Source organism: Streptomyces sp. NPDC038213 (assembly GCF_055600495.1).
Genome location: NZ_JBVJYM010000002.1, coordinates 542,681 through 557,120, shown reverse-complemented (window position 1 = coordinate 557,120; position 14,440 = coordinate 542,681). Strand labels below are relative to the sequence as shown.

General features: G+C 76.3%; 11 protein-coding genes and 2 pseudogenes. 8 read left to right on the top strand and 5 right to left on the bottom strand.

Features of this window, described 5'->3' with window-relative positions:
- Window positions 1-23: 23 nt before the first annotated feature.
- Entirely contained in the window at window positions 24-755 is a 732-nt protein-coding gene (locus ACZ7JZ_RS05230) for a VIT1/CCC1 transporter family protein (protein WP_470933321.1), read from the bottom strand.
- Window positions 756-992: 237 nt separating this feature from the next.
- Here ACZ7JZ_RS05230 and ACZ7JZ_RS05225 point away from each other — a divergent pair, with 237 nt between their 5' ends.
- From ACZ7JZ_RS05225 to ACZ7JZ_RS05190, 8 genes and pseudogenes are all read left to right on the top strand, one after another.
- Window positions 993-1,979 carry an ADP-ribosylglycohydrolase family protein gene (locus tag ACZ7JZ_RS05225; protein WP_470933319.1) on the top strand — a complete coding sequence of 329 codons (987 nt, stop codon included), beginning with the start codon at window positions 993-995 and terminating at the stop codon, window positions 1,977-1,979.
- Window positions 1,976-3,487, top strand: a complete 1,512-nt coding sequence (locus ACZ7JZ_RS05220; RefSeq protein ID WP_470933317.1) for an ADP-ribosylglycohydrolase family protein — start codon at window positions 1,976-1,978, stop codon at window positions 3,485-3,487. The genes ACZ7JZ_RS05225 and ACZ7JZ_RS05220 overlap by 4 nt, the downstream gene beginning before the upstream one ends.
- A 7-nt stretch (window positions 3,488-3,494) precedes the next feature.
- Window positions 3,495-4,634 (top strand): annotated as a pseudogene (locus ACZ7JZ_RS05215) (ADP-ribosylglycohydrolase family protein); the annotation flags it as partial.
- A 266-nt stretch (window positions 4,635-4,900) separates the two neighbouring features.
- The gene (locus ACZ7JZ_RS05210) at window positions 4,901-6,334 is read left to right on the top strand and encodes an ADP-ribosylglycohydrolase family protein (protein ID WP_470933426.1); all 1,434 of its coding nucleotides are present in this window, start codon (window positions 4,901-4,903) and stop codon (window positions 6,332-6,334) included.
- Entirely contained in the window at window positions 6,331-7,299 is a 969-nt protein-coding gene (gene rbsK, locus ACZ7JZ_RS05205; protein WP_470933315.1) for a ribokinase, read from the top strand. The genes ACZ7JZ_RS05210 and rbsK overlap by 4 nt, the downstream gene beginning before the upstream one ends.
- 101 nt (window positions 7,300-7,400) lie before the next feature.
- Window positions 7,401-8,639, top strand: a complete 1,239-nt coding sequence (locus tag ACZ7JZ_RS05200) for a CaiB/BaiF CoA transferase family protein (RefSeq protein WP_470933424.1) — start codon at window positions 7,401-7,403, stop codon at window positions 8,637-8,639.
- Window positions 8,640-8,662: 23 nt separating this feature from the next.
- Entirely contained in the window at window positions 8,663-9,496 is an 834-nt protein-coding gene (locus ACZ7JZ_RS05195) for an HpcH/HpaI aldolase/citrate lyase family protein (RefSeq protein ID WP_470933422.1), read from the top strand.
- Between the two features lie 43 nt (window positions 9,497-9,539).
- Entirely contained in the window at window positions 9,540-9,800 is a 261-nt protein-coding gene (locus ACZ7JZ_RS05190; protein ID WP_470933313.1) for a hypothetical protein, read from the top strand.
- Window positions 9,801-10,044: 244 nt separating this feature from the next.
- On the opposite strand, the pseudogene lgt reads toward ACZ7JZ_RS05190, so the two are convergent.
- The 4 genes and pseudogenes from lgt to trpB all read right to left on the bottom strand — a co-directional run.
- Window positions 10,045-11,073 (bottom strand): annotated as a pseudogene (lgt, locus tag ACZ7JZ_RS05185) (prolipoprotein diacylglyceryl transferase); the annotation flags it as partial.
- Window positions 11,074-11,206: 133 nt separating this feature from the next.
- Window positions 11,207-11,989, bottom strand: a complete 783-nt coding sequence (locus ACZ7JZ_RS05180) for a DsbA family protein (protein ID WP_470933311.1) — start codon at window positions 11,987-11,989, stop codon at window positions 11,207-11,209.
- A 116-nt stretch (window positions 11,990-12,105) separates the two neighbouring features.
- Window positions 12,106-12,921: a tryptophan synthase subunit alpha gene (gene trpA / locus ACZ7JZ_RS05175; RefSeq protein WP_470933309.1), complete on the bottom strand. Its 816-nt coding sequence runs from the start codon at window positions 12,919-12,921 to the stop codon at window positions 12,106-12,108.
- Window positions 12,918-14,159: a tryptophan synthase subunit beta gene (gene trpB / locus ACZ7JZ_RS05170; RefSeq protein ID WP_470933307.1), complete on the bottom strand. Its 1,242-nt coding sequence runs from the start codon at window positions 14,157-14,159 to the stop codon at window positions 12,918-12,920. The genes trpA and trpB overlap by 4 nt, the downstream gene beginning before the upstream one ends.
- Window positions 14,160-14,440 lie beyond the last annotated feature (281 nt).

Here is a 14,440-nt window from a genome sequence, read left to right as displayed (position 1 = left end):
AGTGCCTCCCCGGGCGGGCCGGGTCAGCCGACGGCCGTGCCGATCGCCGCGCCGATGCCGTACGTCACCGCCGCCGCCGCGCCGCCCAGCAGGAGCTGGCGCAGTCCGCTGTACCACCAGCGGCTCGCGGTCACCTTCGAGACCACCGCGCCGCACAGGAAGAGCCCGCCGAGGGCCAGCAGCACGGCCGGCCACAGGGCCGTGGCCCCGAGCAGGTACGGCAGCAGCGGCAGCAGGGCGCCGAGCGCGAAGGAGGCGAAGGAGGACACGGCGGCCACCATCGGCGAGGGCAGGTCGTCGGGGTCGATGCCCAGTTCCTCGCGGGCGTGGATCTCCAGCGCCTGCTCCGGGTCGCGGGAGAGCTGCATGGCCACTTCGCGGGCGAGGGCGGGCTCCACGCCGCGGGACACGTACAGTTCGGCGAGCTCCTCCATCTCGTCCACCGGGTGCTTGTGCAACTGCTGGCGCTCCACGTCCAGTTCCGCCTGGACCAGCTCGCGCTGCGAGGCGACGGAGGTGTACTCGCCCGCGGCCATGGAGAAGGCGCCCGCGGCCAGTCCGGCGAGGCCGGTGATGACGACCGTCTGCGGGGAGACCGCGCCGCCGGCGACGCCGGTCATCAGGGCGAGGTTGGAGACGAGCCCGTCCATCGCGCCGAAGACCGCCGGCCGCAGCCATCCGCCGTTGACATCGCGGTGGGTGTGGTTGTCGCGGTGCGCCTCGTGCAGCGGCGCTTCGATGTCGATGATGGACATGCGTCTTCACTCCCCTTTTGCGCATACGGGTGCCCTGCGGCATCCGGGTCCCCCTGAACACCTCGAAACTACGCACGAATTTCCGCGCCCGCCAGCAAGGAAGGCCGTACTTACCAGGGCTTTTGGCCGCGGGCGACCGGGTGACCGGGGTGTTTCGCGCCCGCCGACAAACCCCGTGTCATGGCACAAATCCCCCTAGGGCCCATGATGGGGCCCACCAAGTGGAGAGGCGCCGCCATGAAGCAGATTGCATGCAATCCGCAGGTCCTCCTCGAGCGGGCCCGGGGCGCTCTTCTGGGACTTGCGGTGGGGGACGCGCTCGGCGCCCCCGCGGAGAACATGAAGCCCTCGGAGATCAGGGCCCGGTGGGGCCGGATCGAGGGATTCGTCTCGGACGACCCGGCGGGTACGGACGACACCGAGTACGCCATCTTCTCGGGCCTGCTGCTGGCCCGGCACGGCTCGGCGCTGACCGTCTCGCACGTCGAACGCGCCTGGCACCACTGGATCGCCGACCTGGACGAGGGCCCGTTCCGCGGGGCCGGCTTCTCCGAGCGGGGCACCCTGGAGAACCTGCGGCGCGGACTCGCCGCCCCCATCTCCGCCCAGCACCGGCACGCGTGGAGCGACGGGCTCGCGATGCGGGCCGCCCCCTTCGGGGTCTTCGCCGCGGGCCGGCCCGCCGAGGCCGCCCGGCTGGTCGCCATCGACGGCTGCGTCAGCCACGACGGGGAGGGCATCTACGGGGGCCAGGCCGTGGCGGCCGGGGTCGCCGCGGCGATGGCCGGGGGCAGCCCGGCCGCCGTGGTCGCCGCGGCCCTGTCGGTGATCCCCTCCGACTCGTGGACCGCGCGCTCGCTGCGGCGGGCCGTGACGGCCGCCCCGCGCGGGGAGCGGGCCGTGCGGTCCGCCGTGGTGATCGGCGGCTACCCCTGGACCGATCTGGCCCCCGAGGCCGTCAGCCTGGCCTTCGGCGCCTTCGCCGCGGCCCGCGGGGAGTTCGCCGAATCCGTCCTGACCGCCGTCAACATGGGCCGCGACGCGGACACCACGGCCGCGGTCGCCGGCGCCCTGGCCGGGGCGCTGAGCGGGGTCGCGTCGATCCCCTCGCACTGGTCCTCGGCCATCGGCCCGGTCCGCGGCAGCTGCCTGCCCTCGATGCGGGGGTACCACGTCCTGGACATCGCGGACCTCCTCACCCCGGAAAGCGAGCCGGCCCGATGACGCACCACCCCCTCCCGCCCGCGTCCCGCCCCGGCAGCGACGCCCCGGCCCCGGAGCCCGCGGGGGCCCTGGTCCCCGCCCGGGACACCGGCTCCCCCGCCCGGTACGGCGGCGGTACGCAGCCGCAGCCCGCCGCTGCGGACCCGGCGGCCGGGACCCCGGCCCGCCCCGCGCCCGTACCCGCCGCCCCGGCCGGGCCCGTGCCCGCCCTCGCGGCCGCACCCGCCCCGGCCCTCACCGGCGCCGCCGCGTCCTCCGCCACCGCCCCGGCGCCCGCCGGGGCCCGTACGGCCTCCCCCGCCCGTACCGGCGCCTGCGCGGACCGGGCCGCGGCGGCCGCGCCCCTCGCCCTCGGCACCGTCCCGCCCCCCGCGGGCGACGGCGCCCGCCGCATCGAGGGGCTGCTGCTCGGCCTCGCCGCCGGGGACGCCGCGGGCTGGCCGGCCGCCCGGCACCGGGCCTCCCGGATGCCCGAGTGGACCCGGCGGCTGACCCGCGAGCTCGACACCTTCGCCGAGCAGAACGCCACCACCACCCTCCCCGTCCCGATCGCCCTCAACCAGCCCCCCGAGCCGCTGCGCCTCGGCCCGTCCGACGACGCCGAATGGGCCGCGTTCGCCGCCGAGTCGGTGCTCAGCGCCGCCGGGGCGCTGCTCAGCGACCTGTCCCGGTCCCGGCGGATGCGCGCCGCGATCGACCTCGCCTGGAACGCCCTGGCCAGCGAGGTCGCGGCCGCGGCCGAGCGGGCCCCCGAAGTCGAGTCGGCGGTGCTGCCGCTGCGCGCCCGGATCTCCGTACGCGCGGGCCTCGGCAACCTGGCCGCCGGGCTGCGCCCTCCCGCCACCGGCCACGACAACCCCCACTACTTCGACGACGCGGCCTGCGTACGGGCCGCCGTACTCGCCGTGGTGCACCCCGGGGACCCCGAAGCGGCCGCGGGTCTGGCCGAGTTCGACGCCCGGTACACCCAGGACGGGGACGGGGTGCACGGGGCGCGGGCCACCGCCGCCGCCGTGGCCGCCGCCCTCGGCGGGGCGGGCGTGGACGCGGCCGTGGACGCGGCCCTGGCCCAGCTCCCCGCGGCCACGGAGATCGGCCGCAACGCCCGCCACGCCGTCCGGATCGCCCGCGCGGGCGCCGGTGACGGCCCCGGCGGGGCCTTCGCGCTCGTGCCGACCCTGGAGCACGAGATCGTCGACCACGTCTACAGCTACGGGATCGCCGCGGCCGAGACCGTGCCCGTCGCCCTGGCCCTGGCCACCGCCGCCCGCGGCCGGGTCTCCGAGGCGGTGCCGGCCGCCGCCTGCCTCTCCCGCGTCGCCGACTCCGCCCCCGCCCTGGCCGGAGCGCTGACCGGGGCGCTCGGCGGCGGGGAGAGCATCCCCGCGCCCTGGCGCGCGGCCTGCCGCACCCTGTCCGGCTGCGCCCTGCCCCGGCTCGCCGGCACCGACCTCGTGGAACTGGCCGCCCTGCTCGCACGGACCGAACTCACCTCGCTCAAGGGATGATTCAGACATGACGCTCACTCTGGAGGAAAGGGCGGCCGGGTGCCTCGTCGGCGCCGCCGTCGGCGATGCGCTGGGCGGGCCGGTGGAGGGCTGGACCCCCGAGCAGATCGCCGAGCGGCACGGCGGCCGGGTCCGCGGGATCGTGGGCCCGTTCCACGAGGACTGGCGTACGGCCCGGCCCATCGCGCCGTACCACAAGGGCGACGGGCACGTCACCGACGACACCCTCATGACCCACGCGCTGGTGCGGGTGTACGCGCAGGTCCGCGACCACCTCGACGCGTACGCGGTGGCCGAGCACCTGGTCCCGGACCTGATCTCGAACCCCCGGTGGATCCCCGAGCTGGAAGCGGAGGCCCTGCCGCTCCAGCGGATCTTCCTCGCGGAGAAGTGGATCGTGGCGCGGCTGCACTACGGGCACGTGGACCCGCGCGAGGCGGGCTCCGGCAACATCGTCAACTGCGGTGCCGCGATGTACATGGCGCCGGTCGGGATCGTCAACGCGGGCAATCCGGCCGGGGCTTACGCGGAGGCCCTGGACATCGCGGGCGCGCACCAGTCCTCGTACGGGCGGGAGGCGGCCGGGGTGTTCGCGGCGGCGGTCGCGGCGGCCTGCACGCCGGGGGCGACCGCGCAGACGGCGGTGGAGGCGGCGCTCGCGGTGGCGAAGGACGGGACCCGCGCGGCGATCGAGGCGGTCTGCGAAACCGCCGCGCGCTACGGGGACTTCGAGTCGGCGCTCGCGCCGCTGCGGGCGGCGGTGGAGCCGTTCGACACGGTCGGCCCGGACTACCGGCGGCCCTCGCTGGCCGCGCGCCGCCCCTCCCGGCTGCACTCCATCGAGGAACTGCCCGTCGCGCTCGGGATGCTGCTCGTCGGCCGCGGGGCGTACGAGCCCTCGGTGCTCGGAGCGGTCAACTACGGCCGGGACTGCGATTCGATCGCGACCATGGCGGGCGCGGTCGCGGGGGCGCTGGGCGGGGACGCGGGCATCCCGCGGGCCTGGCCCGAGCAGGTGGGCGCGGCCAGCCGGCTCGACCTGTACGCCCCGGCGGCGGAGCTGGCGGCGGTCGCGCGCGAGGTCTTCGCCCGCGACCTGCACCGGCGCCGCACCCACGAGTCGGCGTTCGCCGCCCTGACCGGGCCGGGCGCACCCGCGCCCGCACCCGCACGGACCGCGACCCTGACCGGCCCAGGCGCACCCGCCCCCGCGCAGACCGCGGCCGTGACCGGCCCAGGCGCACCCGCCGCCCCCGCCGGTCCCGCACCGGCCCGTACCGCCCCCGCTGCCCCGACCGCCCCGGTCGCCCGGTGAACGCTCCCGCCGCTCCGGTCCGCGCCCCCGGGGGCGCCCGCGCCGGGGCGACCACCGGACCCGGGGCCGTGGCCGTACCCGGTACCGGGCCGGTCCGGATGACCTGGGTGCAACCCGAGGACCTGGTCGGGCACGAGCTGCGGCAGGCCGCCGAGGACGGGCGGGACGCGGACGCGTACCGGCGGGCCTGGCTGGCGGCGGGCGGGCGGGCCGCCCCCGAGCGGGCCGGGGCCTCCCCCGCCCCGCCCGCACCCGCCCTGCGGCCGCTCGCCGAGCGCCTGCTGTCCGAGCTGGCCGCCCTCCCGTCGCCGCTGGCCGCGGACGAACCGCAGGATCTCGACGCGATCCGCGCCGCCTGCCCGGACTGGCCCGACCGCTCCCCCGCCGCCGACCCGCAGCACGGGCTCGGGCACGCGCACACGACAGCGCGTACCGACGCAGCCGCGCCCCAACGGCCGTCCCCTGCCGATCCCTTCGTGCAGCGGCTCGAAGCCGCGTGGGTGGGGCGGGCCGTCGGGTGCGTGCTCGGCAAGCCCGTGGAGAAGCTGCCGCTGGACGCCATCCGGGCGCTGGCCCGCGCCGCCGGGAACTGGCCGCTGGACGACTGGTTCACCGAGCGCGGCGTACCGGCCGCCCTGCTCGCCGCCCACCCGTGGAACCGGCGCAGCGCCGCCACCTCCCTCGCCGAGAACATCGACGGCGCCCCCGAGGACGACGACCTCAACTACCCGCTGCTGGGGCTGGTGCTGCTGGGCCGGTACGGCCGCGGGTTCACGACCGCCGACGTGGCCCGGGTCTGGCTGGACGGGCTCCCGGCCGGCCGGACCTTCACCGCCGAGCGCATCGCGTACCGCAACCTCCTCCTCGGCCTGGAGCCCCCGCTGACGGCGACCCACCACAACCCCTTCCGGGAGTGGATCGGGGCCCTGATCCGCGCGGACGTCCACGGCTGGACCAACCCCGGCGACCCGGCCGCAGCCGCCCGGCAGGCCTTCCGTGACGCCCGGCTGACCCACACCGGCAACGGCCTGTACGCCGCCCTGTTCGCCGCAGCGGCGCTCGCGGAGGCGGCCGGCGGGCGGGCCGACGTGCACGGCGCCCTGCGGGCCGGGCTGGCCGTCGTCCCCGCGCGCTCCCGGCTCGCCGGGGCGGTCCGCTTCGGGATCGACGCCGCAACGGCCGCCGCGGGGAGTGGTTTCGACGGGGTCGTGGACCTGCTGCACGCCCGCTACGGGCACTACCACTGGGTGCACGCGATCCCCAACACCGCCCTGGTCGCCGCCGCGCTCACCCATGCCGGCGGGGAGTTCACGGGCTCGGTCTGCCGGGCCGTGTCCGGGGGCTGGGACACCGATTCCAACGGGGCCACCGCCGGCTCCCTGGCCGGTCTCCTCGCCGGCTCCGCCGGGGCCCTCCCGGCCCGCTGGACGGCCCCGCTGCGGGACCGGCTGGCCACCTCGATCCCCGGCTTCGACGGCGTCGGCTTCGGCGCCCTCGCCGCCCTGACCGCCCAGGAGGCAGTCCGCCGATGAACCAGCCCGCTCCCCCGCCCGGCCCCGCCGCGGCAGCCGCCCCGCAGGCGCCCGCCATCGCCGTGCTCGGCAGTACGAACATGGACCTCGTGGCGTACGTGGCCAAGGCCCCCCGGCTCGGCGAGACCGTCACCGGCCGGGAGTTCCGTACCGTCCCCGGCGGCAAGGGCGCCAACCAGGCCCTTGCGGCAGCCCGTTCGGGCGGGGCCGTGACGATGATCGGGGCGGTCGGGGCCGACGGCTTCGGGGTGCGGCTGCGCGCCGTCCTCGCGGAGGCGGGCGTGGACACGGCGGGCCTGCGGACCGTCGAGGGCGCCAGCGGCACCGCGCACATCACCGTGGACGACGAGGGCGGCAACGCGATCGTCGTCGTTCCCGGCGCCAATGCCGCCGTCACCGCCCTGGAGGCCGGGGACGAGGCCCGGATCGCCGCCGCCGGGGCCCTGCTGCTCCAGCTGGAACTGCCGCTGCCGGCCGTACTCGCCGGGGCCCTCGCGGCACGGGCCCACGGGGTCCGCACCGTCCTGACCCCGGCCCCCGCCCGGCCGCTGCCGCCCGAACTGCTCGCCGCGGTCGACCTGCTGGTCCCCAACGAGCACGAGGCCGCGGCCCTCACCGGGCTGACCGACCCCGGGCAGGCCGCCGCGGCCCTGCTGCACGAGGTGCCGGAGGTGGTCGTCACCCTGGGCGCGGCGGGCTGCCTGTACGCGGCGCGCGGGGTGCAGCCGGTCCGGGTGGCCGCGCCGCGGGTGCGGGCGGTGGACACCACCGCGGCCGGGGACACCTTCGTGGGGGCGCTGGCCGTGGCCCTGGGCGAGGGCCGGCCGATGGCGGGGGCGCTGGCCTGGGCCTCGGCGGCCGCCGCGCTGTCGGTGCAGCGGGCGGGGGCTTCGGCGTCGATGCCGGAGCGGGCCGAGACGGACGCGTTCGCGGCGCAGGCCTTCGCGGCGGAGCGGCAGCGGTGAGCGCACCGTACGGGGAGCAGACCGGACGACCCGGTTCCGAGCAGCCGGGTTCCGGGCGACCGGGTTCCGAGCAGCCCGCTTCCGCACGGCCCGATACCGACCTGCCCGATGCCGATCTCCCCGGTAGCGGCCCGCCCCGTTCCGAGCCGCCCCGTTCCGGACCGCTCGCCGGGCTGCGCGTCCTCGACCTGGCGACCCTGTTCGCCGGTCCGCTGGCCGCGACCATGCTCGGGGACTTCGGCGCCGAGGTGGTCAAGGTCGAGCACCCCCGCCGCCCGGACCCCTCCCGAGGGCACGGCCCCGCCAAGGACGGCATCGGCCTGTGGTGGAAGCTGCTGGGCCGCAACAAGCGGACCGTGTCCCTGGACCTGTCCACCAGCGGCGGGCGCGAGGTGCTGCTGCGCCTGGCCGGCACCGCGGACGTGCTGATCGAGAACTTCCGGCCCGGGACCCTGGAGAAGTGGGGCCTGGGCTGGCCGGAGCTGTCGGCCGCGAACCCGCGCCTGGTCCTCGCCCGCGTCACCGGCTTCGGCCAGTACGGCCCCTACGCGCACCGCCCCGGCTTCGGCACCCTCGCCGAGGCGATGAGCGGGTTCGCCGCGATCACGGGCGAGCCGGAGGGCCCGCCCACCCTGCCGCCCTTCGGCCTGGCGGACTCCATCGCCGCGCTGACCACCGCGTACGCCGTGATGACGGCGCTGACCGCGCGCGCCGACACCGGGCGGGGGCAGGTGGTGGACCTGGCGATCATCGAGCCGATCCTGACGGTCCTGGGCCCGCACCCCCTCTGGTACGACCAGCTCGGCTACGTCCAGCCGCGCACCGGCAACCGCTCCGTGAACAACGCCCCGCGCAACACCTACCGCAGCGCCGACGGCCGCTGGCTGGCGGTGTCCACCTCCGCGCAGTCGGTCGCGGAGCGGGTGGTGCGGCTGGTGGGCCGGCCGGAGCTGGCGGCCGAGCCCTGGTTCGGCTCGGGCACCGGCCGGGCCCGGCACGCGGACGTGCTGGACGAGGCCGTGGGCGGCTGGATCGCCCGGCACAAGGCGGAGGAGGTCGTCGAGGCCTTCGAGGCGGCGCAGGCGGCGGTGGCCCCCGTGTACGACGTACGGGACGTGATGGCCGATCCGCAGTACCGGGCGCTGGACACGGTCACCGAGGTCGAGGACCCGGAGCTCGGCCCGATCCGGATGCAGAACGTGCTCTTCCGGCTCTCGGAGACCCCCGGCGGGATCCGCTGGGCGGGCCGCCCGCACGGGGCGGACACCGAGGAGGTGCTCGGGGAGCTGGGGCTCGCGCCCGCCGAGATCGCGCAGCTGCGGGCGGAGGGGGCGCTGTGACCGCCGCCGGGGCCCCGGGGTCTCTGGCCGGGACCCCGCTGACCTGGCTGTACGTACCCGGAGACCGGCCGGAGGTGGTCGAGAAGGCCGTGGCCGCCGGGCCGGACGTGCTGATCGTGGACCTGGAGGACGCGGTCGCCCCGGACCGCAAGGACTACGCCCGCTCGGCCACCGCCGAACTGCTGTCGTCCCGGCCCCCGGTGCCCCTGCACGTCCGGGTCAACGCGCTGGACTCCCCCTGGGCCGCCACCGACCTGGACGTCCTGTCCGGGCTGCGCGGGCTCTCGGCCCTGCGGATCCCCAAGGTGGCCTCGCCGGCCCGGCTGGCCGAGGTGGCGGACCGGACCGGCGGGGTCGCCCTGTACGCCCTGCTGGAATCGGCGCTGGGCATCGAGCACGCGTACGCCATCGCCACCGCCCACCCGGCCCTGCGGGGGCTGGCCCTCGGCGAGGCCGACCTGCGGGCGGAGCTGGGGGTGTCGGCGGACGAGGGGCTGGACTGGGTCCGCTCCCGGGTGGTGGTCGCGGCCCGCGCCGCCCTGCTGCCGCCGCCCGCGCAGTCGGTGTACCCCCACGTGCGCGACCTCGCCGGGCTCGCGGCCTCCTGCGCCCGGGGGCGGGCCCTGGGCTTCCTGGGCCGGGCGGCCATCCACCCGCGGCAGCTGCCGGTGATCGAGGAGGCCTACCTCCCCTCCGAGGCAGAGGTGGAATCGGCCCGCGCGGTCGTGGACGCGGCCCGCGCCGCACCGGGCGCGGCCGCCCTCCCCGACGGCCGCTTCGTGGACCCGGCGGTGGTGGCGGCCGCGGAGCGCGTCCTGGCCCTCGCCGGCCGGGCGCCCGGGGGCGGCGGGGCCTGAATCCCGGTTGCTGCGGCCGCGGCGCACCGCCGAACACGGCGGGATGCCGGGGCAGCGCAGGCGCAGACAGCAGCGGGAGCGGGACTCCCGCCGGTCCGCCGGGGACGGGGAGCGGGCGGGGTACGGGGAGCCGGTGCTGCGCACCGGGGGCCCGGCGGCCTGCCGCGAGACGGTACGGGAGCCGGCCGCGGAGCCGTCGGGACCGGATCCCCGGGACCTCCGCGTGGACCTCCTGTGCGGGCGCCCCGAACGGCCGACGGTCTACCGCCTGAGCGTGTTCGTCCCGGTGGCCGGGGCCCCGTAGCGGGCCCGGTGGCGCGGGTACGCCGACGGCCGGCCGCCCGGGAGGGGCGGCCGGCCGTCGGGTCCGGGCAGGGGCCCGGTCAGCGCTTCTCGGCCTCGGCGGGCTTGGCGTCCGTACCGTCGGCGGCCCCGGGGGCCTTGTCGCCGTCCGCGTCCCGGCCGGCCTCGGCGGTCTCGGCCTTCTCGGCCGACTCGGCGGTCTTGGCCGCCTCGCCCGTCTTGGCTGCCTTGGTGAGCCCGACGTTGTCGGCCTTTCCGTCGACCCCGGCCCCGGTCGTGGCCGTGGCGTCGGCCTTCGGCTCCTCGGTCCCGGTCTTCGGCTCGGTCTTGGCCTTGGTGGCAGTCGCGGTCGCGGTCGCGGCAGCAGACGTGCCCTCGGCGGACCCGCCGGACTTGCCGGCGGTGCCCTCCGTGGACTCGCCCTCGGCGGACTCGGACCCGGCGTCCCCGTCACCGCCGGAGGCACCCGGCTCGACCACGGCCTCGCGGCCCGGCCGCAGCTTCGCGGAGAGGACGAAGTAGACCACCGCGAGGACGAAGACGATGATCGCCGTCCACACGTTCAGGCGCAGGCCCAGGATGTGGTGGGCCTCGTCGACGCGCATGTACTCGATCCAGGCGCGGCCCGCGCAGTACGACGCGACGTACAGGGCGAAGGCCCGGCCGTGGCCCAGCGTGAAGCGGCGGTCGGCCCAGATGACGAGCAGGGCGACGCCGATGCACCACAGCGACTCGTACAGGAAGGTGGGGTGGTAGGTGCCCGCGACCCGGTTCGGGCCCTCGCTGATCTCGACGGCCCACGGCAGGTCGGTGGCGCGGCCGTAGAGCTCCTGGTTGAACCAGTTGCCCCAGCGGCCGATGGCCTGGGCCAGGGCGATGCCGGGGGCCAGGGCGTCGGCCCAGGCCGGCAGCGGGATGCCCCGGCGGCGGCAGCCGATCCAGGCGCCCACCGCGCCGAACGCGATGGCGCCCCAGATGCCGAGGCCGCCCTCCCAGATCTTGAAGGCGTCTACCCAGTTCTCACCCTCGCTGAAGTACAGCTGGTAGTCGGTGAGGACGTGGTAGAGGCGACCGCCGACCAGCCCGAAGGGCACGGCCCAGACGGCGATGTCGGCCACCGTGCCCGGCTTGCCGCCGCGCGCGATCCAGCGGCGGTTGCCGAGCCAGACGGCGGCAAACACGCCGAGGATGATGCAGAAGGCATAGCCGCGCAGCGGAACCGGTCCGAGGTAGATCACACCGGTCGACGGGCTGGGAATGTAAGCAAGTTCCATGGCAGAGCCGACGCTACCTTGCCGGGCGGTACCGAAGGCAAGCCGCACGGCAAGGTGAAACCAAATCCACACGTGCCGCGCGGCCCGGCCGGGGCTGCGCCCGGGGCTCCCCGGCCACCGCCCCCGGCGGCCCTCAGCCCTTGGCCTTGGCCTCCACGGCCGCCTTGAGCTTCTGCGGGGTCAGCGGGTTGGACTGGTCGGAGAAGATGTCCTTGCCGTCCAGGAGGACCGTCGGCGTGCCGCGGAAGTTCCCGGCGCGGAAGGCCTCGTAGGACTTGTTGACCCACGCGTTGTGCGTGCCGTCCTCCACGCAGCTGCGGAAGGAGGGGGTGTCGAGCCCGGGGACCTTCCCCGCCAGCTCGAAGAGCTTGGACTCCTTGGCGAAGGCGTCGTCGGGCTCCGGCGGCTGGTTCAGGAAGAGCACGTCGTGGTACGCCGTGAACTTCCCGGCGTCCTGGGCGCAGGCCGCCGCGTTGGCCGACTTGAGCGAGCCCTGGCCGCCCATGTTCCCGTCGATCAGGGTGACCAGGTGGTACTGGACCTTGAGCTGCCCCTTGGCCTCCAGCTCGTGGATCGTCGTGCGGTAGGCGTCCTCGAAGGCCTTGCAGGCGGGGCAGCGGAAGTCCTCCCAGATCGTCAGCAGGGACGGGGCGGAGTCCTTGCCGGTCTGGACGGCCAGGGCGTCCTTGCCCACGGCCCCGGAGGGGGCCACGACCGGCCCGGCCGTGGACTTGCCGCCGTCCTTGCCGGCATTGGCCGCGATCAGGCCGACGACGGCCGCCAGGCCGAGGACGCCGACGACGGCGCCCGCGACGACCAGGGTCCGGCGGCGCTTCTCCTTGGCCTTCTGCCGCTCGCGCTCCTCCAGGAGCTTCTCGCGGGCCGACCGCTTCGCTTCAGGGTTCTTCTCGCTCACGTTCCGCCAAACGAACCGGGGAGGCACTCGCGTGCCTCCCCGGCCCCTCAACCACCCGAACGGACTACAGACCGTTCTCGTTGAAGATCGTTAAGCCCGGATTCGTCACTCTGCGTTCAGCCCCGCCGTACGCCCTCGGCGAGCTCGGCGGCCAGGGACCGTACGGACTCCAGGCCCGCGGCGAGGTCCGGCGCGTCCAGCAGCCGCTGGACGAAGGCCGAGCCGACGATCACCCCGTCGGCGAAGCCCGCGACCTCCTTGGCCTGGGCGGCGTTGGAGACGCCGAGGCCCACGCAGACCGGCAGGTCGGTGGTGCGGCGGGTGCGCTCCACCAGGTCCTGCGCCTGCGCGCCGACCGAGGCGCGGGTGCCGGTGACCCCCATCAGCGAGGCCGCGTACACGAAGCCGCTGCCCGCCTCGGTGATCGTGGCGAGCCGCTCGTCCCTGCTGCTCGGCGCGACGACGAAGACGGTGGCCAGACCGTGCTTCGCCGCGTGCTCGCGCCACAGCGCGGACTCCTGGACCGGCAGGTCGGGCAGGATGCACCCGGCGCCGCCCGCGGCCGCGAGCTCGGCGGTGAAGCGCTCGACGCCGTAGCGGTCGATCGGGTTCCAGTACGTCATGACCAGCACGGGGGCCCCGGTGGCCGCGTGGGCCTCCCGGACCGTCCGCATCACGTCGGCGATCTTCACCCCGCCGCGCAGGGCGATGTCGTCGGCGGTCTGGATGACCGGGCCGTCGAGGACCGGGTCGCTGTGCGGCAGGCCGACCTCGACCACGTCCGCGCCGCCCGCGATGACGGCCTTGACGGCCTCGATGCCGCCGTCGACCGTCGGGAAGCCGGCGGGCAGGTAGGCGACGAGGGCCGCGCGGTCCTCGGACTTCGCCTTGGCGAGGGTGTCGCCCAGCAGCTGGATGTTCCCCTGGCTCACTTCTGCTCCCCCTCCGCGTCGTACAGCCCGAAGTAGCGGGCGGCCGTGTCCATGTCCTTGTCGCCGCGGCCGGACAGGTTGACGACCAGCAGGCCGTCACCGCCCAGCTCCCGGCCCAGTTCGAGGGCGCCCGCGAGGGCGTGCGCGGACTCGATGGCCGGGATGATGCCCTCGGTGCGCGAGAGCAGGCGCAGGGCCTGCATCGCGGCGTCGTCGGTCACCGCGCGGTACTCGCCGCGGCCGGTGTCCTTCAGGTACGCGTGCTCGGGTCCGATGCCCGGGTAGTCCAGGCCGGCCGAGATCGAGTACGGCTCGGTGATCTGGCCCTCCTCGTCCTGGAGGACGTAGGAGCGGGAGCCGTGCAGGATGCCGGGCTCGCCCGCGGTCAGGGTGGCCGCGTGCTCTCCGGTCTCGACCCCGTGCCCGGCGGGCTCGAAGCCGACCAGGCGGACGCCGGCGTCCGGGACGAAGGCGTGGAAGAGGCCGATGGCGTTGGAGCCGCCGCCGACGCAGGCCGCGACGGCGTCGGGCAGGCGCCCGGCGCGCTCCAGGATCTGGCGGCGGGCCTCGACGCCGATGACGCGGTGGAAGTCGCGGACCATCGCCGGGAAGGGGTGGGGGCCGGCGACCGTGCCGAAGAGGTAGTGGGTGCGGTCGACGTTGGCCACCCAGTCGCGGAAGGCCTCGTTGATCGCGTCCTTGAGGGTGCGCGAACCGGACTTCACGGCGATGACCTCGGCGCCGAGCATCCGCATCCGGGCCACGTTGAGGGCCTGGCGCTGGGTGTCGATCTCGCCCATGTAGACGGTGCACTCGAGGCCGAAGAGGGCGCAGGCGGTGGCGGTGGCGACGCCGTGCTGCCCGGCGCCGGTCTCGGCGATGACGCGGGTCTTGCCCATCCGCTTGGTGAGCAGGGCCTGGCCGAGCACGTTGTTGATCTTGTGGGAGCCGGTGTGGTTCAGGTCCTCGCGCTTGAGGAAGATCCGCGCGCCGCCCGCGTGCTCGGCGAACCGCGGGACCTCGGTGAGGGCGCTGGGCCGGCCGGTGTAGTTGACCATCAGGTCGCCCAGCTCGGCGATGAAGGCGGGGTCGTTCTTGGCCTTGTCGTACTCGACGGCGACCTCGTCCACGGCGGCGACGAGCGCCTCCGGGATGAACTTGCCGCCGAAGTCGCCGAAGTAGCCCTCGGCGTTCGGGACCGGGCCCTGGTGGTCGGGGATGAAGAACTCGCTGGACATGCCAGTACGTACCTCTCGGAAGCTTCGGGTGGTGTCACCGTATGCGCCGCGCGGGCGGAGGCGGCCGCAGCGCGCAGGTCCGGTCGTCCGGCCGTACGGGGTCCGCGGGCCGGGCCGGCGGCGGCGCTGCGCGCACCCCGGGGAGGGGGCGGGCACGCCGCGGCCGGGACGGCCGGGGCCCGTGGGGCCGGGCGGACGCTGCGGGGCGGCGGCGGGCGGGCCGGCGGCTCGCGCGGGGCTGCCGGGGAGGGCCGTACGGGCGGCGTGCCGTGCGCGGCCGT

Excerpts from the sequence above, each read along its gene's own strand:
- ACZ7JZ_RS05220 (WP_470933317.1), top strand. The coding sequence starts at position 1,976 with ATGACGCACCACCCCCTCCCGCCCGCGTCCCGCCCCGGCAGCGACGCC.
- trpB (WP_470933307.1), bottom strand. The coding sequence starts at position 14,159 with ATGTCCAGCGAGTTCTTCATCCCCGACCACCAGGGCCCGGTCCCGAAC.
- ACZ7JZ_RS05230 (WP_470933321.1), bottom strand. The coding sequence starts at position 755 with ATGTCCATCATCGACATCGAAGCGCCGCTGCACGAGGCGCACCGCGAC.
- ACZ7JZ_RS05225 (WP_470933319.1), top strand. The coding sequence starts at position 993 with ATGAAGCAGATTGCATGCAATCCGCAGGTCCTCCTCGAGCGGGCCCGG.
- rbsK (WP_470933315.1), top strand. The coding sequence starts at position 6,331 with ATGAACCAGCCCGCTCCCCCGCCCGGCCCCGCCGCGGCAGCCGCCCCG.
- ACZ7JZ_RS05190 (WP_470933313.1), top strand. The coding sequence starts at position 9,540 with ATGCCGGGGCAGCGCAGGCGCAGACAGCAGCGGGAGCGGGACTCCCGC.
- ACZ7JZ_RS05210 (WP_470933426.1), top strand. The coding sequence starts at position 4,901 with ATGACCTGGGTGCAACCCGAGGACCTGGTCGGGCACGAGCTGCGGCAG.